Origin of the sequence: Sediminibacterium goheungense (assembly GCF_004361915.1) — a bacterium.
Taxonomy (GTDB): domain Bacteria; phylum Bacteroidota; class Bacteroidia; order Chitinophagales; family Chitinophagaceae; genus Sediminibacterium; species Sediminibacterium goheungense.
Map to the genome: position 1 here is coordinate 1068385 of NZ_SNWP01000010.1, position 25855 is coordinate 1094239.

26 protein-coding genes, 1 tRNA gene and 1 pseudogene are annotated in these 25855 nt (G+C 41.8%); 18 read left to right on the top strand and 10 right to left on the bottom strand.

Annotated features, from left to right (window positions below):
• The first annotated feature begins 73 nt into the window (after positions 1 to 73).
• A complete protein-coding gene (locus BC659_RS04570) occupies positions 74 to 1468 on the top strand; it encodes an aminopeptidase P family protein (RefSeq protein WP_211340700.1) in 1395 nt (464 codons plus the stop codon).
• Between the two features lie 104 nt (positions 1469 to 1572).
• On the opposite strand, the gene BC659_RS04575 is transcribed toward BC659_RS04570, so the two are convergent.
• From BC659_RS04575 to dtd, 3 genes are read right to left on the bottom strand one after another with little or no spacing between them, the layout of a single operon-like run.
• Positions 1573 to 1899, bottom strand: a complete 327-nt coding sequence (locus BC659_RS04575) for a nucleotide pyrophosphohydrolase (protein ID WP_133473486.1) — start codon at positions 1897 to 1899, stop codon at positions 1573 to 1575.
• Between the two features lie 2 nt (positions 1900 to 1901).
• Positions 1902 to 2300: a group III truncated hemoglobin gene (locus BC659_RS04580; protein WP_133473487.1), complete on the bottom strand. Its 399-nt coding sequence runs from the start codon at positions 2298 to 2300 to the stop codon at positions 1902 to 1904.
• The gene (dtd, locus tag BC659_RS04585) at positions 2297 to 2749 is read right to left on the bottom strand and encodes a D-aminoacyl-tRNA deacylase (protein ID WP_133473488.1); all 453 of its coding nucleotides are present in this window, start codon (positions 2747 to 2749) and stop codon (positions 2297 to 2299) included. The genes BC659_RS04580 and dtd overlap by 4 nt, the downstream gene beginning before the upstream one ends.
• Before the next feature lie 42 nt (positions 2750 to 2791).
• Here dtd and arfB point away from each other — a divergent pair.
• The 5 genes and pseudogenes from arfB to BC659_RS04610 all read left to right on the top strand — a co-directional run.
• Positions 2792 to 3196: pseudogene (gene arfB / locus BC659_RS04590) on the top strand (alternative ribosome rescue aminoacyl-tRNA hydrolase ArfB); the annotation flags it as partial.
• Positions 3197 to 3199: 3 nt separating this feature from the next.
• A complete protein-coding gene (locus BC659_RS04595; RefSeq protein WP_133473490.1) occupies positions 3200 to 3898 on the top strand; it encodes an MbnP family protein in 699 nt (232 codons plus the stop codon).
• Complete coding sequence (locus tag BC659_RS04600) at positions 3895 to 4968, top strand: cytochrome-c peroxidase (protein WP_246027079.1); 1074 nt, start codon at positions 3895 to 3897, stop codon at positions 4966 to 4968. The genes BC659_RS04595 and BC659_RS04600 overlap by 4 nt, the downstream gene beginning before the upstream one ends.
• A 130-nt stretch (positions 4969 to 5098) precedes the next feature.
• Positions 5099 to 6604 (top strand): lipopolysaccharide biosynthesis protein, encoded by a 1506-nt coding sequence (locus tag BC659_RS04605; RefSeq protein ID WP_133473491.1) that lies wholly within the window; start codon positions 5099 to 5101, stop codon positions 6602 to 6604.
• A gap of 5 nt (positions 6605 to 6609) precedes the next feature.
• Positions 6610 to 6930 carry an MmcQ/YjbR family DNA-binding protein gene (locus BC659_RS04610; RefSeq protein WP_133473492.1) on the top strand — a complete coding sequence of 107 codons (321 nt, stop codon included), beginning with the start codon at positions 6610 to 6612 and terminating at the stop codon, positions 6928 to 6930.
• Positions 6931 to 7097: 167 nt separating this feature from the next.
• Here the strand turns inward: BC659_RS04610 and BC659_RS04615 are convergent, their stop codons facing one another.
• Complete coding sequence (locus BC659_RS04615) at positions 7098 to 8234, bottom strand: hypothetical protein (protein WP_133473493.1); 1137 nt, start codon at positions 8232 to 8234, stop codon at positions 7098 to 7100.
• Positions 8235 to 8261: 27 nt separating this feature from the next.
• On the opposite strand from BC659_RS04615, the gene BC659_RS04620 reads away from it, so the two are divergent.
• The 7 genes from BC659_RS04620 to BC659_RS04650 all read left to right on the top strand — a co-directional run bounded on the left by BC659_RS04620 (position 8262) and on the right by BC659_RS04650 (position 15517).
• Complete coding sequence (locus tag BC659_RS04620) at positions 8262 to 8738, top strand: GAF domain-containing protein (protein ID WP_133473494.1); 477 nt, start codon at positions 8262 to 8264, stop codon at positions 8736 to 8738.
• A gap of 267 nt (positions 8739 to 9005) precedes the next feature.
• Entirely contained in the window at positions 9006 to 10271 is a 1266-nt protein-coding gene (locus BC659_RS04625) for a DEAD/DEAH box helicase (RefSeq protein ID WP_133473495.1), read from the top strand.
• A 48-nt stretch (positions 10272 to 10319) separates the two neighbouring features.
• Positions 10320 to 11558: a serine hydrolase domain-containing protein gene (locus BC659_RS04630; protein WP_133473496.1), complete on the top strand. Its 1239-nt coding sequence runs from the start codon at positions 10320 to 10322 to the stop codon at positions 11556 to 11558.
• Between the two features lie 64 nt (positions 11559 to 11622).
• Positions 11623 to 11707, top strand: a tRNA-Leu gene (locus tag BC659_RS04635).
• A 330-nt stretch (positions 11708 to 12037) separates the two neighbouring features.
• Positions 12038 to 13339 carry a serine hydrolase domain-containing protein gene (locus tag BC659_RS04640; RefSeq protein ID WP_133473497.1) on the top strand — a complete coding sequence of 434 codons (1302 nt, stop codon included), beginning with the start codon at positions 12038 to 12040 and terminating at the stop codon, positions 13337 to 13339.
• Entirely contained in the window at positions 13336 to 14820 is a 1485-nt protein-coding gene (locus BC659_RS04645) for a sensor histidine kinase (protein ID WP_133473498.1), read from the top strand. The genes BC659_RS04640 and BC659_RS04645 overlap by 4 nt, the downstream gene beginning before the upstream one ends.
• A complete protein-coding gene (locus tag BC659_RS04650) occupies positions 14813 to 15517 on the top strand; it encodes a LytR/AlgR family response regulator transcription factor (RefSeq protein ID WP_133473499.1) in 705 nt (234 codons plus the stop codon). Before BC659_RS04645 ends, BC659_RS04650 begins: the two co-directional genes overlap by 8 nt.
• Positions 15518 to 15619: 102 nt before the next feature.
• Here the strand turns inward: BC659_RS04650 and BC659_RS04655 are convergent, their stop codons facing one another.
• The 5 genes from BC659_RS04655 to BC659_RS04675 all read right to left on the bottom strand — a co-directional run bounded on the left by BC659_RS04655 (position 15620) and on the right by BC659_RS04675 (position 20523).
• Positions 15620 to 16729: a phosphotransferase enzyme family protein gene (locus BC659_RS04655; RefSeq protein WP_246027080.1), complete on the bottom strand. Its 1110-nt coding sequence runs from the start codon at positions 16727 to 16729 to the stop codon at positions 15620 to 15622.
• On the bottom strand, positions 16719 to 18074 hold the full coding sequence (locus tag BC659_RS04660) for a Gfo/Idh/MocA family protein (RefSeq protein WP_133473500.1): 1356 nt from the start codon (positions 18072 to 18074) through the stop codon (positions 16719 to 16721). The genes BC659_RS04655 and BC659_RS04660 overlap by 11 nt, the downstream gene beginning before the upstream one ends.
• A 118-nt stretch (positions 18075 to 18192) precedes the next feature.
• A complete protein-coding gene (locus BC659_RS04665) occupies positions 18193 to 19203 on the bottom strand; it encodes a LacI family DNA-binding transcriptional regulator (RefSeq protein ID WP_133473501.1) in 1011 nt (336 codons plus the stop codon).
• A gap of 135 nt (positions 19204 to 19338) precedes the next feature.
• Positions 19339 to 19632 (bottom strand): hypothetical protein, encoded by a 294-nt coding sequence (locus tag BC659_RS04670; RefSeq protein ID WP_162847351.1) that lies wholly within the window; start codon positions 19630 to 19632, stop codon positions 19339 to 19341.
• A 156-nt stretch (positions 19633 to 19788) separates the two neighbouring features.
• Positions 19789 to 20523, bottom strand: coding sequence for a sulfite exporter TauE/SafE family protein (locus tag BC659_RS04675; protein ID WP_133473503.1), 735 nt, complete (start codon positions 20521 to 20523; stop codon positions 19789 to 19791).
• A gap of 137 nt (positions 20524 to 20660) precedes the next feature.
• Between BC659_RS04675 and tig the strand changes: the two genes are divergently transcribed.
• From tig to BC659_RS16815, 5 genes are all read left to right on the top strand, one after another.
• Positions 20661 to 22022 (top strand): trigger factor, encoded by a 1362-nt coding sequence (gene tig, locus BC659_RS04680; protein ID WP_133473504.1) that lies wholly within the window; start codon positions 20661 to 20663, stop codon positions 22020 to 22022.
• A 215-nt stretch (positions 22023 to 22237) separates the two neighbouring features.
• On the top strand, positions 22238 to 22939 hold the full coding sequence (locus tag BC659_RS04685; protein WP_133473505.1) for a ClpP family protease: 702 nt from the start codon (positions 22238 to 22240) through the stop codon (positions 22937 to 22939).
• Positions 22940 to 23066: 127 nt separating this feature from the next.
• Positions 23067 to 23699 (top strand): ClpP family protease, encoded by a 633-nt coding sequence (locus BC659_RS04690; RefSeq protein WP_133473506.1) that lies wholly within the window; start codon positions 23067 to 23069, stop codon positions 23697 to 23699.
• A 120-nt stretch (positions 23700 to 23819) separates the two neighbouring features.
• A complete protein-coding gene (clpX, locus tag BC659_RS04695) occupies positions 23820 to 25061 on the top strand; it encodes an ATP-dependent Clp protease ATP-binding subunit ClpX (RefSeq protein WP_133473507.1) in 1242 nt (413 codons plus the stop codon).
• Between the two features lie 181 nt (positions 25062 to 25242).
• The gene (locus BC659_RS16815; RefSeq protein ID WP_162847352.1) at positions 25243 to 25404 is read left to right on the top strand and encodes a hypothetical protein; all 162 of its coding nucleotides are present in this window, start codon (positions 25243 to 25245) and stop codon (positions 25402 to 25404) included.
• Positions 25405 to 25481: 77 nt separating this feature from the next.
• Here the strand turns inward: BC659_RS16815 and BC659_RS04700 are convergent, their stop codons facing one another.
• Entirely contained in the window at positions 25482 to 25811 is a 330-nt protein-coding gene (locus BC659_RS04700) for an MmcQ/YjbR family DNA-binding protein (protein ID WP_133473508.1), read from the bottom strand.
• Positions 25812 to 25855 lie beyond the last annotated feature (44 nt).

The window sequence follows — 25855 nt, forward strand, 5'->3', positions numbered from 1 at the left end:
CTAGCCTTTCCTCATTTTTTTTCGAAGGGCTCGCCGAAAACCTATAGTTTTAATGCGCTCAAAAAAATACAACATGCTTAGAAAAATCTCTTTCAGGCTACTTTGCTTGCTGATGCCTGCCATTTCTCTGGCCCAGCAAACCACCGAGTACCCCAACGATTACCTTAGTCCGGAATTTCATGCCGGCCGCCGTGCTGCTTTCAGGGAAATGATGCCCGATAATGCTGTAGGGGTGTTTTTTGCCTCACAGGTAAGGGTAAGAAACAATGATGTGGATTACCAATATGCACAAAGCAAAAATTTTTACTATTTCACCGGACTTGAAGAACCCAATTCACTGCTTTTACTTTTCAAAAAGCCGGTTACCATTTTAGGAGCTACAGGCACTGAATTCATTTTCGTACAGAACCGCAACCCACAACAGGAAATGTGGACGGGTAAGATACTCGGCGTAGAGGGCGTTAAGAATAAGTATAAAATTGCCAATGTATTTACGAATGATAAGTTTACCGCCAATACTTTAGACCTGAGTGCTGTTGATACAGTTCTCACCGTGTACAAAGGAGAAAACATTCTTTCTAAATACGGAAGTCGTGATCAGCTGTCTCGTATGGCTGGTATTGTAGACAGTATGATTACTGCACTTAAAAAACCTGTCGGTGAACGCACTACCGGCAGAATTATGACAGCACTGCGTGGCATTAAACAGCCGGAAGAAATTCGTTTACTTGAAAAAGCGGCTGCTATGAGCTGCGAAGGACATAATGATGTGATGCGTGCCGTTAAACCAGGCATGACTGAATACCAGGCGCAGGCCATTATGGAATATAATTTCAAGAAAAATGGTTCTGAATATCCTGGTTATCCCAGCATCAATGGATCTTCTGAAAATTCCTGCGTACTGCATTATGTTACCAATCTCCGTTTAATGAAAGATGGTGATTTATTACTGAGTGATTGTGCTGCAGAATACCATGGCTACACGGCTGATGTTACCAGAACCATTCCTGTAAACGGCAAATTCACACCCGAACAAAAGCTCATTTATGAACTGGTATTGGAAGCACAGGATTCAGGCTTTGCGGCCTGCAAGCCCGGTAACCCTTTTGGTGCCGTAGATGCTGCTGCCCGTCGTGTTATTAACCGCGGACTCATTAAACTGGGTATTGTTGCTAATGAGCAGGAAGCCCGTCAGTACTTCCCTCACGGCACTTCACATCATCTGGGTCTTGACGTACATGATATGGGACCTCGTACTTTAATGGAAGGTGTATGTTTAACGGTAGAACCCGGTATTTATATCCCACCGGGAAGTAATTGCGATAAAAAATGGTGGAATATCGGTGTTCGTATTGAAGACGATATCCTGATCACCAAAGATGGTCATCGCAACCTCTCTGCTTCTTCGCCAAGAACAGTTGCTGAGATAGAGAAAATGGCGAAGCAGAAAAGCATTTTTGATAAATAAACAATTTGAAAATTTGGAAATTTGGAAATTTGAAAATGGTGGTTATTATAACCAGAACGTTATCGAAAGGTTAGGCCTTATGACATTTTCAAATTTCCAAATTTTCAAATTAACTTATCATTCTCCTTGTGCCTGTTCCCATCTCTCAGGTTTTTCTTTTCGAAGTTTTTCCGCAGGGATTCTGTAAGGTTTACGCCGGTTTGATTGGCCAAACAGATTAACACCCATAACACATCCGCCATTTCATCACTCAGCTCCTTCCCTTTATCAGATTCTTTGAAGGATTGCTCTCCATAGGTTCTTACCATCAACCTGCTGAGTTCACCTACTTCTTCCATAAGAATACCCAGATTGGTTAATTCATTAAAATAACGAACACCGGTGGTATTGATCCATTGATCTACCTGTTGTTGTGCCTCTTCAATAGTCATGATTAATTGTTTTGTAGGTTGATGGGCGATGCTCCATGAATGGTTTTTATTTTCATTACCGTTGCGATAGATAGTGCTCTTTGTTTGGCCAGTTCCGCTTTATCACCCTCAAATAATGCTGTTACCGTTGACTGAAACAGGTTTACCCATCTTTCAAAATGCTGTTCTGTAAAAGGAGATTTTGTATGCAAATGCTGATGAACCGCGATAGCATTCGATTTATACCTTGCCACACCAAACAATACCGTTTCCCAAAAATCTACAATCACAGGCAGGTGCTTTTCAAGATCCATTTGGATAACTTCGGTAAAATAATGTCCGATGATGGCATCGGGAATGGCTTTGGCGTAAAAGGCACGCATCAGCTGTTCAATATCTTCTCTGGTTTCAATATCGCTCATTCCTTATTTTTTGAATCCATCACAATTGTTACCGGACCATCATTCAATAAACTCACTTTCATATCTGCGCCAAAGATACCTGTTGCAACAGGCTTACCCAGATCTTGTGATAACTGCTGAATCATACTTTCATACATAGGAACCGCTATATCGGGCTTTGAAGCGCGGATATAAGAAGGCCGGTTTCCTTTTTTGGTACTGGCGTGCAGGGTAAACTGACTAACCAGCAGAATACCACCACCTACGTCTTTAACAGATAGGTTCATGACGCCATCAGCATCATCGAACAGACGGATATTGGTGATTTTATTGCTCAGCCAATCAATATCTTCTCTGGTATCTGCGTCTTCAATACCCACCAATACCAGCAGCCCTTTACCGATGCTGCCCGTAACCTTCCCCTCTACCCGTACTGCTGCTTCACTCACTCTTTGTATCACAATTCTCATATTCAATTCCTCTTTTTATACGAACTTTATTTTGAAATGAAGATAGATATTAGAACTGAAATATTGTTTCAGACAGCCCGCAGTGGTGGCAAAGGTGGTCAGAACGTGAACAAAGTAGAGACCATGGTGGAGGGCCGTTGGAAAGTGGCTGACTCCGTATTTTTTACAGAAGAAGAAAAAGCACTGATCCTGGAAAGATTGTCTAACCGTATTACAGATGATGGCTATTTACTGGTAAAGTCGCAGTCTGAAAGATCGCAACTGGGTAATAAAGATGAAGTGATCCGTAAAATTACCCAACTGATCACTACTTCTCTTATCAAAAGAAAAATACGTAAACCTACCCAACCTTCCAAAGCAGCGAAAGAAAAGAGACTGGAGTCAAAGAAAAAGCATACCCGAAACAAAGAGCAAAGAAGAAAAATCAATAAGAACGATTATCTCTGATTCGTGAAAAAAACTATTGTATTCATATCCCTGTTCATCTGCTATACTATGATGGTATCGGCACAAAAAAAACAAGTGCTTACCATCTGGTTTGAAAACCGTTTTGGAAAAGAACGGTTGATACCCGAACAAACTTTTTACCTGAATGGAACAGACACCCTGGTGATCAATCGTTTTAAATACTATGTCTCCCATATACAATTAACGAACACTGCAGGTAAAACCATTGTTCCCGAAAATCAATACTATCTGATTGATATAGCCGACGAAAAAAGTACATCTGTTCAAATAACGGTTCCTGAGGGATCGTATACAGGTATTCAGTTTTTATTAGGTGTTGACAGTAGTCGTAATGTATCGGGCGTACAAACAGGTGCACTAGATCCGTTAAACGGCATGTTCTGGACCTGGAACAGTGGTTATATTATGGCCAAGATGGAGGGGACAGCCAGCAGCTCAATGATAGCAGGCAAACAATTTACCTATCATATCGGTGGGTTTCGTCAGCATCAACAAACTGCCAGAAATATCCGGCTGCAAACCACTCCATTCCACACCTCTGTTACCATTGTTGCAGATGCGGAAAAATGGTTGGAGGGTATTTCCATCGCCAAAGAACCTGTTTGCCATAGCCCTGGTACCCTGGCGGTTCGGATAGCAGATAATTACAGCAAAATGTTTTCTATTAGTGTAAAGGAATGAGGTACCCAAAAACCATAGTAACCATACTCTGCTTAGGCATACTTTGTACCGGCTGGATACAGATGGGAAATTATTTCAGACCCACACCCATTCGCTTTCAGGTTCCGAAAGGATGGCCGCAGCCTTTGTATAATTTTAAAGAAAATCCACTTACCAAAGAAGGCATCGAACTGGGCAGGCAATTATTCTATGATACTCGTTTAAGCAAAGACGGTTCTATTTCCTGTGGTACCTGCCACCAGCAGTTTGGTGCATTTAATACCTATGACCATAACCTGAGTCATGGTTTTAATAATTCACTTACCACCAGAAATGCGCCTGGTTTGTTTAACCTGGCATGGCAGAAAGAATTTATGTGGGATGGAGGCATCAACCACCTTGACCTGCAACCACTGGCTCCCATTACTGCGGAAAATGAAATGGCTGAAAGCCTTGCCCATGTGATTCAAAAGCTAGAGAAAGAAAAAGAATACAGAAAGCTTTTTAAAGCTGCTTTTGGGGATGAAGCCATCAATACCCAAAGGATGACAAAAGCACTGAGCCAGTTTCTGCTTACATTGGTAAGCAGCAACAGTAAATACGACAGAGTAAAAATGGGGTTGGATACTTTTATTCTTCCGGAGAAACTGGGGTATGAAATTTTCCAGAAAAAATGTGTGAGTTGCCATACAGAACCTTTCTTTACTGATTTCAGTTACCGGAACATTGGTATTCCGGTTGACCCCTTCCTGAAAGATTTAGGGCGGATGAAAATTACCGGCGAAAGCAAGGACTCTCTCAAATTCCGTGTTCCCAGTCTCCGTAATGTAATGCGTACTTTCCCTTATGGACATGATGGCCGCTTTTTCTCGGTATTGAGTGTGATGGAACATTACAGGAAAAATATGGTGCTAAGCCCCACAACAGATAGTTTATTAAAAAGCAGACTATCTCTTTCCAATTTTGAAATCGGACAGCTCACGGCTTTCCTGTATACACTAACCGACAGTAGTTTTCTCAGTAACCCCGCTTTTGCCGCGCCCGGCAAAGGCATCAGTACCACAGCACCTGTAGATATTCATAATAATTAATGAATGTTACCCGCTATTCTTGAATTTAATGCCAAGAAATGCGATGTTTGTAGCGTTAGTGAGCAGTGAGCAGTGAGTAGTGAGTAAAATCTCCTACTCACTACTCATTACTCACTACTCACTTTTAACGATGAGTAGTATTAAGAAATTAGCAGGACAAACTTTGTGGTATGGTGTGCCCACCATTGCCGTTCGTTTTTTGGGCTATGCATTGAACATCCTGTTATTCTGGTGGTATGAACCGAGCAGTACTGCTGGTATTACACAGATTTATGCTGCTATTCCTTTTTTGAACATTCTGTTTACTTATGGACTTGAAACCAGCTATTTCAGGTTTATACAGGATCATGATAAAACAAAAGTGTTCAATACATTTTTAACGTCCACCATTATCACTACGGTTCTCTTCACAGGCTTTTTATTGTGGCAGGCACAGGCTGTGGCTGGCTTGATCGATTTTGCAGATCATCCTGAATATATACGTTGGATGGCGTGGATACTTTTTTTCGATACACTATCTGTTATTCCTTTTGCAAAATTAAGACAGGAAGGAAGGCCACGCATGTATGCATTTATCAAAGCATCCGGTATTGTGGTCAATGTTTTGCTGGTATTGTTTTTTATTGGCACCTGCCCAAAACTATACCGGGAAAACCCTGAAAGCATATGGTTATCATTTTATAATCCCTTGATAGGTATCGGTTATTATATCATTGCCAATGTGGTTGCCAGCATATTTACATTGTTATTACTTACTAAAGAGTTCCGGGGTTTCAGGTTTGCCTTCGATTTTGCGCTTTGGAAGACGGTCATGAAATATTCGTATCCATTAATTATTGTAGGGCTTGGTGGAATGATTAACGAAATGCTGAGCAGGTTGGTGTATACAAGGGTATTGGATTTACCACGCAAGGAAGAATTACATCAACTGGGTATTTTCGGAGCCAATTACAAAGTGGCTGTACTGATCACCATTTTTATACAGGTGTTCAAGATGGGGGCGGAACCTTTTTTCTTTAACCAATCAAAAGAAGAAAATGCACCACGGACTTATGCAAGGGTGATGAAATTTTTTGTGATCGCCTGCGCATTTATGTGGCTGGCCATTGTGGTGAATCTTCCTATAATTATGCGGTTTGCTTACGGCTCTAATGCTGCTGCCTATGGAGAAGGCATTTCGATTGTTCCAATACTGGCCATGGGTAGTGTATTTCTGGGTATTTATTATAACCTGAGCGTATGGTACAAGCTCACTAACAAAACGCTCACAGGTGCATGGATCACGCTGGCTGGTGCCGCTATCACCATACTGCTGAATATATGGTGGATTCCTTTATTCGGATATACAGGCAGTGCCTGGGCAACTTTTGCATGTTATGCTTTTATGATGATCATTAGTTATCAACTCGGCCAGAAACATTACCGCATTCCGTATGCCAGCAAAAAACTGATTGCCTATCTGGTGATCGTTACCCTTCTTTACCTGATACACCAACTCTTTGTATATTTTCTACCACAATTATGGTTAGGAACGGCTTTCGGTTTATTACTCCTAGGCGTTTTTGCCTGGTTTATTTTACTGGTGGAAAGAAAAGAGTTTCAGAAAATGCCCGTAATCGGTAAATACATCAAATAAAAAATATGCTACCGGCCAAAAAATTTGCAGACCTCGCATTATCCATGGCCGATACAGATACAGTACCACATTTCGACAAACAGGCTTTCAGAAAACATACAAAGATTTTTGCTACGCTGCATCCTGTAACACTGGTGGCCATGGTGAAATTAACACCTGAACAGCAATCTGTTTATCTGCAATTACCTGGTGAAATATTTTATCCCGCTTCTGGCGCCTGGGGCAAAGCAGGCTGTACACACTGTAACCTGAAAATGATCAATACGAAGCTTGCAAAAGAAGTGCTGAGACTGGCATGGGGGAATATTCATCTGAAGAAAAAATAATCGGGATTTTATTACCGGACTGAAGTCTGGTGCTGGGTTAAAGAAACCTAATTAAGTATAGCTTATCCCAAAAACATAGCATACCCGAACCTCAGAAAATAGAATATTGCTTTCCTGAAATATCAGAGACCCGTTCCTTGCACCGGACTTCAGTCCGGTGATAAAAATCAAATCAGTTGTTTTTGAAAAATCCTGAATCGTTTATACAACTCCCCTCCCAACTTCTCACATTCGGCCCGCATGGTAGTATTCGTTTCCAGAATCAGGTGGCTGTCCATATGTGTCATTCCTCTCGCAGAAGCTGATTGTATCAATGCCATGGCCATATACACATCCAGCCCCTTTCCTCTGTATTTTTCTTTCACAGCGCCTAATAAAAGATTGAGTTGCTTACTTTTTCGCATAGCTGAGAAAATATGAAAAAGTCCGAATGGAAATAATTTTCCTTTGGCTTTTTGTAAGCCCATACTCAAGTCGGGCATAGCTACTACAAAGGATAACAAATTGCCGTTCTCATCAATCATCGCTTTTACAAAAGATGGGTTCAGGATCGGCAGGTACTGCTTTGCCATTTTTTGTATTTCAGCATCCGACATAGGTACAAACCCAAATAAGGGTGTATAGGTTTCGTTGATCAACTGAAAAACCGGTACGATATAGGGTTTGAGCGCTTTTCTGCTCTTGAATTCCAGCAGTTGAAGTTTTGGATTGCGGCCAATTCTCCCTAATATACGCTCATACAAAGCAGGTAATTGCTCCGGTATGGGAATCCGATACGAAACACAATCGATATACTTCTCATAGCCAAGCGATGCAAGTAAAGCAGGCATATAAGCCGGATTTGATGGTGTTGCAATCACAGGAAGATGTTCCAGTCCTTGAACCTGAAAGCCTTGCGGGTCTTTATCAGAAAAACCAAATGGACCAATCAGTTTATCCATGCCGTGTTCCCTGGCCCATGCTTCTACGGTTTTGATGAGCAGCGATGCAACCGCCGGATCATCGATACAATCCATCTGAAAAAAGCGGGCTGTTTTTTCCTTGTGTATACGGTTATAGGCATGATGAATGATGCCCATAATTCTTCCAACAGCTAAATTTTTCCTATATACTATCCATTTTTCTGTAACAGCGTCCTTGTAAGCAGGATTTTTTAAAGGATCATGAAACTGATACTCATCCACATACAGCGGTGGTACCCAGCGGGGAATATTTTCATAGATGCTGGCAGGCAAATGAATAAATGCCCTCAGCTCAGAAGGGCCATTAATTTTCTCAATGCGTAAATGCGTATCAAGCATCACCAAACTTAAGTTTTTTATCTTTGCGTTATGGCAGAAGACTTAAGCATCATCAAAGGTGATAAACGCACACAGTACGAATCACTGATACCGCAGATAAAAGCATTAGTGGAAGGAGAAAAGGATCTGGTGGCCAACCTTGCCAATATAGCAGCCGCTTTAAAAGAGCAGTTCGGCTGGTTCTGGGTGGGTTTTTACTGGGTTAAAAATGAAGAGTTGGTATTGGGACCTTTTCAGGGACCCGTTGCCTGCACACGTATCCGTAAAGGTCGTGGAGTTTGTGGCACCAGCTGGGCAGAAGCAAAAACATTGATCGTTCCCGACGTTGAAAAATTTCCCGGACATATTGCCTGCAGCAGTCTTTCCAAATCAGAAATCGTGGTACCTATCATCAGAAATGGCGATTTACTTGGCGTATTAGACGTAGACGCCAGCGAACTGGATCAATTTGATGAAACAGATAAGTTGTACCTGGAGCAGATAGTTGCAATGGTGAATGGTGAATAGTGAGTAGTGAGTAGTGAGTAGATTTAACTTATCTAATTAAATGTATTCTTTACTCACTACTGACTACTGACTACTCACTACTCACTTTTCTCCATCTCAATTTTTTTACTTAGCTTTGCATTATACATATACTCTCTCTACACACGACCGATTTCCTTCCGTGACAAAGTTCATCAGTCTTTATAACAGGTAGCATAAGCACCCACGTAGGAAGGTTATATAACAACTGAGCGATTTCAGTTGTGTTTTATTTAAAAATTTATTCCATTGACATTTGATTCATTGAATCTGATCGAGCCCATATTACGTGCGCTCCAGACAGAAGGTTACACAACACCCACCCCTATTCAGCAACAATCGATACCGGTAGTATTAGCGGGAAAAGATTTATTGGGTTGTGCCCAGACAGGAACAGGAAAAACAGCAGCATTTGCCATTCCGGTGATACAGTTACTTTCACAACAAAAAAATTTCACACAGGGTATTAAAGCCTTGATACTTACCCCCACCAGAGAACTGGCCATTCAGATCGACGAAAGTTTTGCGGCCTATGGTCGTCATACATCTATCAGACATGCCGTAATTTTTGGCGGTGTTTCTCAACTGCCACAAACACAGGCATTGAAAAGAGGTGTTGATGTATTGATTGCCACACCAGGTCGTTTACTCGATCTCATGCAGCAGGGGTATATTAATTTACAACAGCTACAATTATTTGTACTGGACGAAGCCGATCGCATGCTTGACATGGGCTTCATTCATGACGTGAAAAAAGTTATTGCAAAACTGCCGTCAAAAAGACAAACGCTTTTCTTTTCCGCTACCATGCCGCCTGAAATTGCGGGGCTGGCCAACAGTATCTTACAAGAGCCTGTAAAAGTAGAAGTAACACCTGTTTCCTCTACTGCCGAAAAAATTGAACAATCGGTTTATTTTGTAGAGAAACAAAACAAACGTCTTTTACTTAATCATCTTTTACAGGATAGCGCGATTGAAACCGTACTGGTTTTTACACGTACCAAACATGGTGCAGATAAAGTAGTAAAAGATTTGCAGAAAGCTGGCATTGGTGCTGCTGCCATTCACGGTAATAAATCGCAGAATGCGCGCCAGCGTGCCCTTACCGATTTTAAATCGGGTAACCTGCGTGTACTGGTAGCCACCGATATTGCCGCAAGGGGCATTGATGTGGAACAACTCTCGCATGTAATTAACTATGAGCTGCCCAATATTCCGGAAACCTATGTTCACCGTATTGGCAGAACAGGAAGGGCCGGTGCTTCAGGTATTGCCATTTCATTTTGCGATGCAGAAGAGAAAGCCTATTTAAAAGATATCCAAAAGTTAATCAGCATTTCAGTACCACAGGTGCTGGATCATCCTTATGCTATGAGTGATATTTCACTGACCAATTTCAAGCCTGCACCCAAGCAACAGCAGGGCAACAGAAATGGTCAGCGCAGATCATTCAGAGGCGGCGACAGCAGAAGGTATGCCGGCAATAATGGTCAGCAGCGTCAGCGGAGGGATTAAAAGACCTACTACTTAACTGATACAAAGCTATTTCGCTAATTTAGTTTCATGAAACAGCGAAATAGCTTTTTTGTATGTATACTGCTGATCGTCGTCTCCAGCAGTTCTTCATTTGCACAGAAAACAACGACCACCTATTTTCCTACAGCCGGAAAATGGGAACAGCGTATGCCCTCATCCATGGGCATAAAAGAAAGTATACTAAATGATGCCATTGCATTGGCCAAGGCGGGTGAATCAAAAAATCCCCGCAGTATGGAAATCAACCATTACCGCACTTTTGGTAAAGAACCTTTTGGCGAAGGCATTGGTCCTTTTGCCGATCGTGGTGAAGCTACGGGTATCATCATTTACAAAGGTTATATCGTTGCACAATGGGGCGAACCGGATCGTTGCGATATGACGCATAGTGTTACCAAAAGCTTCTTGTCTGCGATTGTGGGTGTTGCTGCTGATAAAGGTATGATCAACAGTGTTACAGATACGGTTGCGAAATATGTTCCGCCGATTGAGCTGTACCAGCCACAGCAACCGGTAAACAGACCGGCAGAAAATATAGGCGAGCCACAAATGCTTTTCCCCTTCGCATCAGCACATAACCGTACCATTACATGGGATGATCTGTTAAGACAAACCAGCGATTGGGAGGGCACACTCTGGGGTAAACCCGAATGGGCCGACAGACCGGATGCAGATGCCAATAAATGGATTGGCAGACCCCGCAATAAACCGGGTACCGTTTATGAATACAATGATGTACGCGTGAATGCGCTGGCCCTGGCCGCTACCAGTGTATGGAGAAGACCCTTACCACAGGTACTCAAACAATATATTATGGACCCCATCGGCGCATCCAATACCTGGCGCTGGACCGGTTACCGGAATGCATGGATTGTACTCGACGGACAACCCGTACAATCGGTAAGTGGTGGCGGACATTGGGGAGGCGGTATGTTTATCAATGCCTATGATATGGCCCGTTTTGGATGGCTCACCCTGAACCGGGGTAAATGGAACGGACAGCAGTTACTGAGTGAAGTATGGATACAAAGATCCCTTACACCCACTGTACCCAAAACAGATTATGGCTATATGAACTGGTTCCTGAATACAGGGCGTAAATTTTTACCCAGTGCCCCTGAAACCGCCTTTACACATGTAGGTAATGGCAACAATATTATTTACGTAGATCCTGAACATGAGCTCGTAGCGGTTATTCGCTGGATCGATGGCCGTTCGCAGGATGCCGTCATAGGCAAAATCATTGAGGCACTACCTGTTAAATAAAGAAAGCCGGGGAGCGAATTTTATGTGTAAATCCCCTACTTTTGCCACCCGATCTAAACCATTAGCGGATGTGGCGAAACTGGCAGACGCACTAGACTTAGGATCTAGCGGGGTGACCCATGTAGGTTCGATTCCTATCATCCGCACCAACTGAATGTGAATCAGTTATAAAACCCGCTTCGGCGGGTTTTGTGTTTTCAAGGCTAATTAATGACAAATATTACAATCAGGCATTTTATCACTTCTTTCCCTTTTTTTGTATCAAAGAGGGATGTTGGTATTGTAGCAAAGAAATACAAACACTATTGTATTTATCCAAGCCTGCAATTGGCACACTTAAAAGACTGGCTATTCAAATGACAGTTTTGCATCAATATTCACCATAAACTTTCCGTCCCTGAAACTAGGTGGTTTGTCACGTATTTTCCGTTGCCTGTCTCTCGTGAAATAGATTTGTTTCCCATCAAAAGCGAAAACAAATGAAGCAGTTACTAATGGTTATTACACTGGCAGCAGCCCTGCAAAGCAGCAGCCAAACAAAACAGGCGGCCATGGACAGCATGGTGAACAGTTATTACCGAATGAACAGATTCAACGGTGTTGTGCTGGTTACGAAAGGCAATAAAGTTCTCTTAAACAAGGCTTACGGTACAGCGAACAAAAGAAAGCAAACACAACTATCAACTGAAAGTATTTTCCAGATCTATTCCATCACTAAGCCTTTTACGAGTACCCTGGTACTAATGCTGGCACAAAAAAATCAATTGAACCTCGATGACACCCTGTCTAAATACTTTAATTTCCCTTCTGCAGATAAGATCATCATTCGTCAGTTGCTCTCGCATACTTCAGGTCTCTATGAATTCACAAGGGATAGTAATCATGGAGAGCCGGACAGTATTTCTTTTATTAATTATATAAAAACAAAACCCCTCGACTTCACACCCGGCAGTTCCTGGTCGTATAGTAATTCCGGGTACTGGATGCTGGGCCTGATCATTGAAAAAATCACTGGAATGTCTTACGAAAAGGCAGTTGAAAAGATGATCTTCGAGCCGCTTAAAATGAAGCACTCCGGGTTTTATTTTAGCAAACTGGAAGATGTAAATAAAACCGCGGGCTACTGGAATATCTTCGATTCCTCAATGACCGAGAGCGAAGTCTATGGAGGTCGCAGCGCTTATGCTGCGGGTGCAATATACAGTACGGCAGGTGATCTCCTGCTATTTCATAGGGCTTTGCAGTCGGGAAAATTACTATCACCCGAAAGCCTGCAGGATGCCTATACTATTATCAAAGCCAATTATGGGCTTGGGTGGATTTTGTCTGATTTTGACAATAAACACCTGGTATATCATAGTGGTGGTGCAGCAGGTTATCGCACCAATATGCTGCGCATTCCTTCAGAAGATATCTGCATCATTGTGCTGGCCAATACAGAAAGTACCAGCGCACAAAAGCTAACCGACAAACTGTTGTTGATCACACTGAACAAGCCCTATTTTATTCCCGGTACGGTACCGGAACAGACAGATAGCTTACAGGTATATACCGGTATATTTAAGGCCTCTGAATTTGACATTGTAGTCTCGATAGAAAAAGGAGACCTCGTAGCGGAAATAAAAGACCGCGGGAAGACGATTCTTTATCGGAGGAAGCCTGGTGTGTATTATGCTGACGAACTGGATACGGATTTCATTTTCGGATACGATGAATCAGGCAAAATTGTCTCCCTTACCTTTAGCAAAGGATCACAAAAAATAGAAGCAAAAAAGAAATGAAAATACGATTGCCTCAATACGAACTGATTTTTGTGACTGTTCTGTGCGTCGTGCAAACCTTTAAATATCTAAGCGAGATCGGTCCCGCTCCATTTGTGGTACAAAGCGATCATGTGCTTCTTTCACTGGTCACCGAAGTCAGGGTAGTTACTGTATGGGTATTCTTCGGCGTCTATCTCGTACTCCGATCTATTGTTATTCCAATAATGCGTAAGTCTTTTGATCCGGACCGTACAGCAAGAAATATCGCATTATCAATTGCTGCTATACTAATTGTTAGCGTTGCCCTGATCATAGGCGTAAATGTTTTGACAATGCTTGCTAAACCTCACCTGCGTAATTACAACGGTCATGCCCTACTTGCATTGTTTGGCTACCGTGAACCTCCTATCCACAATTATCTGGATGGCTTTGACCGTTCGCTTATACTGGTACTTGTGTTAACTGGCATACTAACGCTGCGTAGTTGGATATTAGACCAAGTCTATAAATTAAAACAACGAAGAGAGTTCTGGATAGATGCACTCAACCAGGCTGGCTTTATGATGTTATTGCTTTTCTTATTTGCTCTTTCCGAACAGGATCCCGTTAACTTTCGTACCGCTTCTTTTCTTACCACGTTACTCTTGATAATAACCCTTGTATATTGGATCTTTCCGGGTATCAAAAAATCATTCGCCGAACCACTAATCTGGTTGCGCGCTTTGGTTTCCTTAGGTGTATGCTCAGTGCCTGCCTGGGTATTTTATTTCGCCGGTAGGTCCACTGTTACATTCTGGCAGAGTACAGCACTGGTAATCGTCATAGCATTGCCTGTAGCCTATTTTATATACCGACGGAACAAAGAAAGGTTCTTGAAACTGGGAATACTTAACCGGCAACTGGCAACAACCCAAGCCAATCTGCAGCAGCTCAAATCACAGATTAATCCTCATTTCCTGTTCAATGCGCTCAATGGAATATACGGAACAGCATTAAAGGAAGGGGCTGACCATGCAGCTTCGGGAATACAGAAACTGGGAGATATGATGCGTTTCATGCTGACTGATAATGAAAAAGATAGTATATCACTAGAGAAAGAGATAGAGTATCTTCAGAACTATATTGATCTGCAGACTTTACGAATGAGTATAGAACAAACTGCCCACATCAAAACAAATATCGAAGAAATGAAAATCACTGGAATGGTTCCACCTATGATACTGATACCTTTTGTCGAAAATGCTTTCAAACATGGTATATCTTCAATGGAGCCTTCCTGGATCAGTATTGACCTATATGGTAAAGATGGCCGGCTTTTTCTCACAGTAAAAAACAGTATTCATGAAAGTCTGCATAAACAGGACCATACACATGGAATTGGCATAAATAACGTGGCTGAACGTTTGAAAATGGTATACGCAGATAGGTATAAACTTGAAATCAAAAAAAGTAGTGAGGAATTTATTGTAAACCTTCAAGTTCCATTGAACAATGCTTAAATGTATTGTAGTAGACGATGAGCCGTTGGCCCATGAGGTCATCAAAAGTTTTTCCGAAAAGGTGCAGATCATTGATATAGTTAGTTATTTCAATGATCCCACAAAAGCTGTCAGGTATATACAAACAAATCCTGTTGACCTGGTTTTCCTGGATATAGAAATGGCTGGCTTTACCGGAATAGAATTAGTGAAGACCCTCTCCGATCCGCCGATGGTGATTTTTACTACTGCTTTTGCCGGCTATGCCGTCGAAGGTTTTGAGCTGGATGCGGTTGACTATTTACTTAAACCTTTTTCGCTTACAAGGTTCTTGAAGGCATGCGACAGGGCTTACGATCAGTATATTACTAATCATCACAAAGAAAACAAGCAGGCAAAACCCGATCATATTTTTGTGAAAGCGGAACAGGGTCGGCAAAAACTGGTAATCACAGAAATTGAATACGTGGAGAGCAAAGCCAATTATGTCCTGATGGTAACGGCTGAAGGGAGACTACTCACCAGGCTTACCATGAAAGAGGCTGAAACGCTGCTCTTGCCTTATGGGTTTTTAAGGGTACATCGTTCTTTTTTAGTTTGCAGGGCACATATCAGCCGCTATACAAAAAAAGAAATGCAGGTAGGTTCCAATATCATTCCCATCGGAGAAAATTATATGGAGGCCGTATGGCAGAAACTTACTACAGCAAGCATGTAAAGAGCCATTATAACTGTCAAAATCGGCGAGAGGCAATGAACATTATCTCTCTTAATACTATATATAGCACTTAGCGAGAAAGACCCATTTGATGTGTCATTTTTATGTGCCGATATTATCAAGAATACCTGCTATACTATTTTCAAAAGCAGGTTTTTGTTGAATCAATTCCTGCAATAGCTTCATCTGGTTCAATGCCCTGTTCAGGTTATGTCCGGGATAGCTGGATCCATAATAACGATCATTTTCCAGATAGTCGGTAGCAAAACGCAGACACTGCATATAAATCATAAACTCTCCCGAAAATACCAGCAGCTTTTTTTCGGCGTCTGATAAAACATCCTTCATTTCAGACAGGTAGCCTTTGATGATGGCCTCAAAAAAATCCTTGCGTATCGTAATCTTATCCAGCGCAGCCTCTTCCTCATTAACAGCACAGGTATAGGTGCGGATCATATCGCCCAGATCACTGATAAAATAACCGGGCATCACTGTATCCAGGTCAATCACAGCGAGTCCATGATCCTCATCATCAAATAACACATTGCTGATCTTCGTATCATGGTGCATCACACGAAGCTGCATGGTACCGGCATGCACATAGCTTTCGTAAGCTTCTACAATACCGGCATGCTCCTGAAGAAAATGAATCAACAAGGAGGCTCTTTCTTTTCTATTCCGATCAGCCTGATCAACAGCGTTCATAAACTGATGATAACGCAGGCTCAGGTTATGAAAATCTGGAATAGAGGCACCCAATAATTTCGGGTCCAGTCCATTCAGTTTTTTTGCAAATTTTCCGAAAAGCCTTGCGGCCTCAAATGCCTGTTGAACAGTTTTGAGTACGGTATGGGTTACTGAACCTTCCCAAAAAGGAAAGAGCCTGAAATAACCATGCGCTGTATCAAATACCAATTCTTCACCACAAAGGGTTTTTAAAGGTAGCGGTAGCTGATAATCCGCATCATGGGAATGAATAAATGCAGCTATTTGCTTCAGGTTATTTTCAATGATATAAGGATCCCTGAAAACATGATGATTGATTTTCTGCAGAATATAAGCCTCCTCGCCGCATTGAATTTTCCAGGTAGTATTGATAAGACCATTACCCAGTTTTTCAACCCGTACAGTATTTTGCAGCTGCCTGTAGGCTTTTATCACTGAAGCCGGTATCGACAATGACTGAGACATTTCCTTGATCTTAGTACTCATCTGTAAATGCAAATACAGGTTTACGATACATCCATTGTCCACCGCTGAAATCAGGGAAAGCAATGGTAGCATTGCCATTGGCAATCGATTGTTCACTTAAAGGTGTAATGGCACTCCATGCAGCTGCATCATATACATCCATTGGTGTAGCTACATTACGCTTTACAGATTCGATAAAAGCATGTACTACATAAAAATCCATACCACCATGGCCAGAGCCTTCTGCTTCTTTGCTCCATCTTGCCCATAAAGGATGATCGTATTTATCAAGCCATTCTTTTGCCGTGTCCCACTGATGTGCTTTGGCTGCTTTCTTTTCAATATAAATGCTCTTGTTTACATCCATCCATATACCTTCTGTACCCTGCACCCTGAAACCAAGTGAATAAGGCCTTGGCAGGTTGGTATCATGCTGCAGCAATATGGTTTCTCCATTGGCACACTGGAGTGTAGTGGTAACCACATCCCCCAGTTTAAATTCAATATTGGCATTGGGATGGTCCTTTCCGCAATGTTCTACTATGTATTTATGCAGCCCTCTTGCCTTGGACGCAAATGAATTCAGACTCACAAAACGGTTACCTCGATTGATATTGATATAGTGTGCAATCGGTCCGATACCATGTGTTGGATAGAGGTCGCCATTTCTGTACACACTATGATGTGTGCGCCACCTGGCTTCTGTCCATCCTTTATCTCCAAACTCACAGCCTTTCCCATAAGCATCGATACCGTTGTTAAATTTCACTTCGCGCAAATCATGCTGATAGCCACCCTGTAAATGAATCAGCTCTCCGAATAATCCCTGCCTGACCATATTCAGCACTGCCATCACATCTCTCCGGTAACAAACATTTTCCAGCATCATTACATGGGCTTTGTTTCGCTCGGTGGCTTTTACCACATCCCAATGATCTTCCAGCGTTATACCAATCATTACTTCAGTACCTACATATTTAATACCTGTATCCAGCGAAGTAATGATCATTTCTTTGTGCCACTCCCAGGGTGTAGCAATCAGTATGGCATCCAGTTTTGTTTTCTCCAGCATGGTTTTCCAGGCATACGGATTACCGGTAAAAATCTCCGGCATTTTTTTCTGCGATTTTTCAATCATCTTTTTGGCACTGGCAAGCATTCGGTCATCAATATCACAGATGGCCACCAGTTCCACATCGCTGCGGCGCAATAAAAGGTCGAGATGATTCTGTCCCCTCAGTCCTACACCAATAATAGCCATGCGTATCTTATCCTTGTTGGCAGCAGCCAGTATATGATTTACCGGAGCCATGGCAATAGCCGCAGCCGCCATTCCTGAAGAAGTGATAAATGTTTTGCGGTTCATGTGTTGGTTTTATTTTTTAAAACAGCTGTAATCAGACAATCATATGGTTGGTTGTCTTTAATGGAACAAGTTAATACTTGAACTTAATAAAAATATGCGCAAACGTTAGCGCAAAATATCAGTGCAGTACGAGTTTTGGAATGAGCTGTTGTCTGATATATGACTGATCGGTATTTTGTTTATTGTTCAACAGCTGAAACAAAATCTCTGCAGCCATTTTACCCTGTTCATAAGGGTACTGTTCAATAGAGGCTGCAGGTGGATATGAGGTATAGCCGGTAATATTTAAATTGGAATAACTTACAAACAGCAGATCCCTGTTCACTTTTACTTTTTTCTTCAACGCTGCTTTTACTGCATCCATATGTACATAATCATTAAAAGAAATAATCGCCTGCGGAAGTTTTTTTAAGGATAAGAGATTGGATACCGCCTTATAAGTACTGTCTTCTGAAAAATCTGTTTCTTCTACCAGTTGCATGTCTACTTTGAGCTTATGCTGTTGCATGCCTTCCATATAACCGGCGAGTCTTTCTTTACTGGCAAAAAGTGCCTTTGGGCCATTGATAATCGCAATCCGTTTAAGCCCTTCCGAAAAAAGCCAGTGAATCATTTCTACCGTTCCTGTTTTCATGTTACAGGAAACCTTATGGCATGCATCACCCGCCGGAACCCTGTCGAAATACACAACGGGTATATTCATTTCTTTAAAAGCTTCCAGGTGCTGCAGTTTCGTAGTTTCCTTGGATAAAGAAATGATCAGTCCATCCACTCTTTGTCTTTTCATGGTTTCTGCCACAATTACTTCCCTCTTATAATCATCGTAACTCTGAGCAAATAAGATGGTATAATCCGATTGGGTGGTAACGGCTTCAATACCACTGATCGCCTGTGAAAAAAACTCTTCTCTGATGGAAGGAAGGATTACCCCGATGACAAAAGTCTTTTGTTGTTTAAAAAAAATGGCCTGACTATTGGGCTCATAACCCAGTTCTCCAGCCAGTTTTTTAACCCGCTCCTTTGTTTTTAGCCCGATTCTCGGATGATCGTGAAGGGCTCTTGATACGGTTGAGGCAGATACATTGAGCTTCCTGGCAATTTCTTTGATGGTAGGAATCGGCTTAGCCATAGAAGCTTTTCTCAAATGTATTACTTATTAACTGATGGTACCGGAACATCAGGCTACCAAGCTATATGGCAACGATGAAAGAATGATTACCATACTTATTAAATATAAGCCGGTAAAACAGGATGGAGCAATGGATTACACCAGTTTTTCATTCAATACGAGTCCAACACCCGCTTTTTCTGTTTCTTCAGGTATAGCAGACCTGACTAGTTCAATGCCTTCCGGTGTAATATAACAATGGGGCGTATCGAGTTGCTGTAAGATTACCAGCCCTTCTTCGGCCAGTGAAATAAGATGCTTGTGGATGAGATCCCATCCAAATGTAGAATGCAGTACCATTTCTCTCGGGGTACATAGGTATTGTTCAGGATGGGTTTCTTCTCTTACGATCCTGTACAGGGTTTGTAAGGTTTGATACGTGTTATCCATATATGAAAGATACTTCAAGAGATATTTTTTGCTGCTTTCCAGATCCGGTATTTGTCAACATTGAATACACCAAAAATTCGTAGAAAAATACACACCCATGAAAAATAAATTGAAAATCAACAAGTTAAAAAAATAGCCGCTGTGAATAACCCCTTTTCAAAACAAGCGTAAAAGGCTTTTACCAGTCATAACCAATCCGGTGAGGAGAATAAAAATCAGGACAACTTTTCGGAACTGTTCCGGCGAAACACTGTTTAATAATTTCTTGCCTATATATGACCCTACAAAAGCAATTACGATAAGACCCGGCAGGTACCACCAGAAATTACCCTGTACATATCCCTGCCCCACATAAATAACTGAACGGCTCAGGTCAACACCAAAATCAATAGCAGCGGATGTTGCAATAAAAATATTCTTTTCCAGTCCGAAGGAAGTCAGGATAACCGCCCTGATGGCCCCTCCGGTTCCGATAAAGCCGGCAAGAAAACCGGCAACCCCTCCCCCGGTAACTGCATTGCTATTGGTAGGTTTTAATTTCAAATCGGTTTTATACCAAAATAGCACAGCAAAAAACATACAAAACAAACCCAGCAGCATTTCAGCATACTGAAACTGTACATGGTTGCTTAACCAGGCCCCCGCAATGACCAGTAACACGCTGGGAACCCCTATTTTCCAGATCAGCGACCATTGTATATGTTGTCTGAAAAGCACCAGTTTGGCAATATTGCTGAACACATGAAGCAGACCCGTTAACCCCAGCACCGTCTTAAAATCGAAGAAAAAACCTGCCAGGGGTACAAAAAACACAGAGGAACCAAAGCCCCCCACCGTTCCCACGATTTCACTCAGCAATGCCAGTAATAAAAAGATAAAAGCGTTCACCATGGTGGCTTATTTGTGTTTTAACAACTGATTTTATGCACTAAACTCCTACCTTTGCTGCCCATTTACAAAAAAATCCTTTGCCTTTCCCAAGATAAGGCTTGAGGATGAACAGATAAAATATCAATAAAAAATATATCATGGCCACCGTTACCAGAGAAAACATTGGATTACTGACCGACAAATTGACTGTTACCCTCAATAAGGAAGATTATTTTCCGGGTTTTGAGCAGAGTCTGAAGAAATACGCCAAAACTGCGAATATTCCTGGCTTTAGAAAAGGCATGGTTCCGGCCGGACTGGTTAAGAAAATGTATGGTCAGAGTGTTTTTACAGATGAAGTGTTGCGCACCATTGAAAAAGAACTGAATACCTACCTCACCAAAGAAGAACTGGATATTTTTGCCCAACCCCTTCCTTTAGACAATGATGCACGCTCACTGGATATCAATAATCCGGCTGATGTTAGCTTCGCATTTGAGATTGGACTGAAACCCAGCTTCGATATTGATACCAAAAAAATCAAAGTAACCCGTTATGTAATCGACGTTACCGATGAAATGGTAAACCAGGAAATCGAGAGATTACAGGTACGCAATGGTAAAATGACAGAGCCAGAAGAAGTAACAGGAGATGACAATGTACTGAATGTTACCTTCATTGAAAGCGATAAAGAGGGTAATGAAGTAGAAGGCGGCATCAAAAAAGACAATTCTTTACTGGTTAAATATTTTGAAGAGAAATTCCGCAAAAAACTGATCGGCAAGAAAAACAACGATACTGTTGTATTACAACTGGAGAAAGCATTTGAAGACAAGGAGAAAGAAGCTATCATTGCTGATTTAGGTCTTACTGCTGAAGACGGAAAACGTTATTTCAAATTATTGATTACCAAAGTTGGATTGGTAGAGAAAGCAGCACTGAATGCTGAGCTTTTTGCATCTGTTTATCCCAATGCCGAAATCACTACAGAAGACGCATTCCGTGCAGAAGTAAAAAAAGAAATTGAAAACTACTATGCACAGCAGTCGCGCAACCAGATTCACGATCAGATTTATCACCATCTGGTAGACCATACCAGCATGGAGTTTCCTGAAAACTTTCTGAAGCGCTGGCTACAAACAGGTGGCGAGAAACCCAAAACTGCTGAAGAAGCTGAAAATGAATACCCAAGCTTTGTGAACCAACTTAAATGGACACTGGTAAGCAGCAAACTGGCAACTGATAATAAAATTGAAGTATTACCGGACGATATCCGTGACTTCGCTAAACAACAACTATTCAGCTATATGGGCGGTCAGTTAGGCGCCCTGGGCGATAACCAGCAGTGGGTGGAAGATTATGCTAACCGCATGATGCAGGACAGGAAGTTTGTAGAAGATAGCTACCACCGCATCAGCACCGAAAAGCTTTTCGGATTACTGGAAACACAGGTAACTGCCAAAGAAGAAAGCATCAGTGCAGAAGCTTTTGCTGAAAAACTGCACCATCACCACCACTAAGAAGATTTGAAGATGTCTGATGGCGGATGTCTGATTTAAAATATGGCCGGATGCTGAAGCATCCGGCTTTTTTATGCCAAATCCGACATCCGCCATCAGATATCCTAGATTTCCTCCTGACTTGTTGTCGTAAAAACAGCTTTGCACAGTATTTGAACATTGTTTTCTCCTGTGAAATTGCAAATCACTTATCTTCAAAGCGTAAATCGAAACATATGAATTTTGGAAAAGAGTTTGAGCAGTATGCCGTAAAGCACCATGGCATCAGCAGTGCCACCCTGTACAATTACCAGCAGCACCATAATGTAACCAACCTTACACCTTATATTATCGAAGAAAGGCCCCTGAATGTAGCCAGTATGGATGTATTCAGCCGTTTGATGATGGACCGGATCATTTTTATGGGAGAGGGTATCAATGATTATGTAGCGAATATTGTTACTGCACAGTTGCTGTTTCTGGAAAGTACCGACAGAACACGCGATATCCAGATGTATATCAACAGCCCCGGTGGAAGTGTATATGCCGGCCTTGGTATTTATGATACCATGCAGTTTATTGGTCCGGATGTAGCGACCATTTGTACCGGTATGGCGGCCAGCATGGGTCAGATTTTACTGTGCGCAGGTGTAAAAGGCAAAAGAACAGCGCTGAAACACAGCCGTATCATGATGCACCAGCCAAGTGGAGCTATCGGCGGACAGGCTACCGATATCGAGATCACTGCCAGAGAGATCAAGAAACTGAAACAGGAACTGTATTCCATCACGGCTTACCATACCGGTAAAGAGGTGGAAACCATTGCCAAAGACAGCGATCGTGATTTCTGGATGACGGCCCAGGAAGCCAAAGAATATGGCCTGGTAGACGAGGTATTATTAACGAATCCAAGAAAGGAAAAAAAGGCTAATAGCTAAAGGAGGATAGCGGATAGCTAATAGTTCATAGCAAATAAATAAGTTTTTACTATTCGCTATAAGCCATTCACCATAAGCCAAAATCAACCATTTTCAAATTTTCAAATTAACCAATTTTCAAATTAACATGTCACACCTAAAATATATCAATCCTTTTCTCATGGAAGATGAGGAAGAGAATGAACCAAAAGAGGATAAGCAGGAACAACCCGGTTTTATGATGAAGAAGATGGAAAAACTCTTCTTCGAAAAAAGAGCTGTTTACCTGTGGGGGCCTGTAGAAGACAAATCAGCCCGCGATGTGGTAAGTAAAATACTCTTACTCGATGCGGATAAACCAGGAGAAGAAATTAAGTTCTACATCAATAGTCCTGGCGGTGTAGTAACCAGTGGTATGGTCATTTATGATACCATTAAAATGATCCAAAGCCCGGTAAGCACCATTTGTATGGGACTGGCTGCCAGTATGGGGTCTATTTTACTGAGTGCCGGTACTAAAGGCAAACGTTTTATTTACCCGCATGCAGAAGTGATGATACACCAGCCGAGCATAGGTGGTTATTTTCAGGCTACCAGTGCCGATATTGAAATTCATGCAGAACAGATCCGCAAAACCAAAGAACTGGGCGCCAGAATACTGGCCGAAAACTGTGGTAAGACAGTGGATCAGATCATGAAAGACTTTGACCGCGATTACTGGATGAATGCTACAGAAGCTGTAGAATATGGCATTGTAGACGGTATTTTATCCAAAATATAGCCCGTTTAACCTTTTTTACCGATTTTAACCCCGTTTGGTCGACCGAACGGGGTTAACTTTGCAACATAAGCATCAAAAAGCGTGTCTTTCCTGTAAAGGAGCGAAACACAGATTTATAATATGGCAAAAGCGAATCATTTACATTGTTCTTTCTGCGGCAGAAACCGTGATGAGGTTAAGATCCTGATCGCCGGACAGGAAGGGCATATCTGTGAGAATTGTGTGGAGCATGCACAGGAAATCATTGTTCAGGAATTAAGTAGCAAAGCAGATAAAACCAATGGAGGTTCTGGGTTTAAACTCAATGTACGTAAGCCAGCAGAGATCAAGAAATTTCTGGACGAATATGTGATTGGTCAGGATGATGCGAAAAAGGTTTTATCAGTAGCTGTCTATAATCATTTCAAACGCGTAACCCAGAAGCAACAACCGGATGATATTGAAATCGAAAAAAGCAATATCATTATGGTGGGCGAAACAGGTACAGGTAAAACATTATTGGCCAAAACCATCGCCCGCTTACTCAATGTGCCTTTTGCCATTGTAGATGCCACGGTATTTACAGAAGCTGGCTATGTAGGGGAAGATGTAGAAAGCATGCTTACCCGTTTACTGCAAAACTGCAATTACGATGTAACAGCTGCTGAACGCGGTATTGTTTACGTAGATGAGATCGACAAAATTGCCCGCAAAGGCGATAACCCATCTATTACACGTGATGTAAGCGGAGAAGGTGTGCAACAGGGATTATTGAAAATGCTGGAAGGAACGGAAGTACTGGTACCACCACAAGGTGGCAGAAAACATCCTGAACAGAAAATGATAAAAGTAGACACCAAAAACATCCTCTTCATCTGTGGAGGTGCTTTTGATGGTATCGATAAAGTAATTGCCAGAAGGGTAAATACCAATGCCATTGGTTTCAGTGTAAACAAAGAAGAACAGGAAATGCAGCGTAAAAACCTGCTCCAGTTTATCAATGCACAGGATCTGAAAAGTTTTGGTCTCATTCCCGAATTGCTGGGCCGCTTACCGGTAGTAACACATTTAAATCCGCTTGATCAGGATACCTTGAGAAGCATCCTCACAGAACCTAAAAATTCACTGATCAAACAATATACCCGTCTCTTTGAACTGGAAGGTATCGAACTCATTATTGATAAAGAAGTGCTCGACTTCATGGTAGCAAAAGCACTGGAGTATAAACTGGGTGCACGCGGTTTACGAAGCATCTGTGAAAGTATTTTAACCGATGCCATGTTCGAACTTCCCGGTACAGAAACCAAACAGCTGCACGTTACAAAAATTTATGCTGAACAAATGTTTAATAAAAGCAAACTCAGTGCACTGAAAGTAGCCTAGGGAACAGAAGAACAGAGAAACAGAGGAATAAGGAATTTCCAAATAAGGAAGTATATATAAAGCGATGGGAATAACTTCTTATCGCTTTTTTGTTGAGAGCCATTATTTTGCAACTGATTATTCATTGACCATTGACCATTGACCATTGACCATTAATCATTCACCATTCACACAAAGTAATATGAACGAACTTATTCAAAGATTAACTGCTGAAGCAGGTCTTACCCCCGAGCAGGCACAGAAAGCTGTGGCAACCATTGCCGGTTTTGTAAAAGAGAAATTCCCGATGCTGGGTGGTGCAGTAGATCAGATTTTTGCTGCAGGTACAAAAGAAGATGAATAATACAAAAGTTTCTGTTTTTCTGTGTGTTCTGTGGCGATGCATCTTGCCACTGAGTACACAGAAAACACAGAAGCGATTTATTTTCTTTTTTTCGCCACCAGCCTATAAGAATGCTCAATACATTCTTTTAATTGCAGGGTAGACAGGACTCCATCTACTACTATCGTGTTCCAATGTTTTTTATTCATGTGGTAACCGGGTAATACAGATTGCGGGTATTGTTCTCTCAACTCCACAGCCAGATCAGGATCACATTTCACATTAAACTGAACCGGATCGTTTTCCAGCCCCATCAGGAAAAATATTTTCCCGTCAACCTTATACACCAATGTATCGGGACCGAAAGGTGTAACTTCTTCCACATCATTTAGTGAAAGCACATAGTCGCGGAGTGCTTCGATATGCATGGGTGGAAATTAAAAATGCAAAAGTCAAAAGTCAAAACGGTAAG